This window comes from Liquorilactobacillus vini DSM 20605, from assembly GCF_000255495.1.
GTDB classification, from domain to species: domain Bacteria; phylum Bacillota; class Bacilli; order Lactobacillales; family Lactobacillaceae; genus Liquorilactobacillus; species Liquorilactobacillus vini.
In genome coordinates this window covers 1-977 of sequence record NZ_AHYZ01000187.1, presented here as the reverse complement: position 1 = coordinate 977, position 977 = coordinate 1, and the positions used below count along the sequence as shown (strand labels likewise).

General features: G+C 36.4%; 1 protein-coding gene and 1 pseudogene. Both read left to right on the top strand.

Going from position 1 to position 977, the window contains the following annotated elements; translation table 11 throughout:
• Window positions 1–287 (top strand): annotated as a pseudogene (locus tag ON15_RS11850) (ISLre2-like element ISTeha1 family transposase); the annotation flags it as partial.
• A gap of 6 nt (window positions 288–293) precedes the next feature.
• A complete protein-coding gene (locus ON15_RS10200; RefSeq protein WP_050999228.1) occupies window positions 294–848 on the top strand; it encodes a UPF0236 family transposase-like protein in 555 nt (184 codons plus the stop codon).
• Window positions 849–977 lie beyond the last annotated feature (129 nt).

The following is a 977-nucleotide window of genomic DNA, read 5'->3' as shown; positions in this document are numbered from 1 at the left end:
AAACATTTCATCATAATCGACAAATAAAGGATCTTCTTGTCCATCGTTTCCGGATTTATGAAGGGATACGAAAGAACGGGAAGCACCGCGAACTGATTAATCGTCATATCATCAGTAGTCTTGATCGTCAACAGGCAATGAAAGAAGTAAGTGAATATCTACAGGCTCATTATGACTTAAAGAAGACAATAATTATTTCTGGAAGTGACAATGGCAGTGGTTATGAAGCTGAAGTATTCAAAGAGTTGGCACCAGATTGTCTTAAGCAAGAACATTTTTTGGATTAATATCATTTGAACCGTAAGATTCAGGAAAGACTTAGTTTTGATTTTGAATTAATAAAGCCGTTGAAGAAAGTCGTTTATTCTTGGAATTGGGATCAGGTAAGAGTGATTTCAGATACTGCGGAAAGCAGAATAACAAAAGAAGATCAAGCTAGTCAAGAAAAGCGAATGGCATTACGGAAACTAAAGAATTATCTAAAGCGGAATTGGCAATATATTAAGCCAGCAAAGTTACGAGGAGTAAAGAAGCCTAATGGATTAGGAAGTTGTAAAAGTAACCATTGTCGTTACACCTATCGTTTAAAACGTCAAGGAAGATCATGGAGTAAGACCGGATTAAAAGCAATGTTGCGCATCATTGACACGCAACAGAATGAAGGATTGGTGGAAGCAATGAGATTTAAGAAATTGGCAAAACGATTTACCCATCAAGTTAAGGACAAATTATCAAGTCTCAAGCTTTTTGAGAAAGTCCAGGCACCGCATATAGGAGTTCTGCAAGGTAGGATAGTTCAAGATGCGCCAAGCAGTTCGGCGATTGGAAGACTAGCAAAGATCTTTTAGAATAGTTAAGATGAGAAAAGATTCAATTTTTGGAGCTACCGAGAGAAACTTGACACATACTTTTTTTAAAAAACACTTGACGCTTTTTGAATTCCATAGTATAGTAATAAACGTTGCTGTTACAGTAAA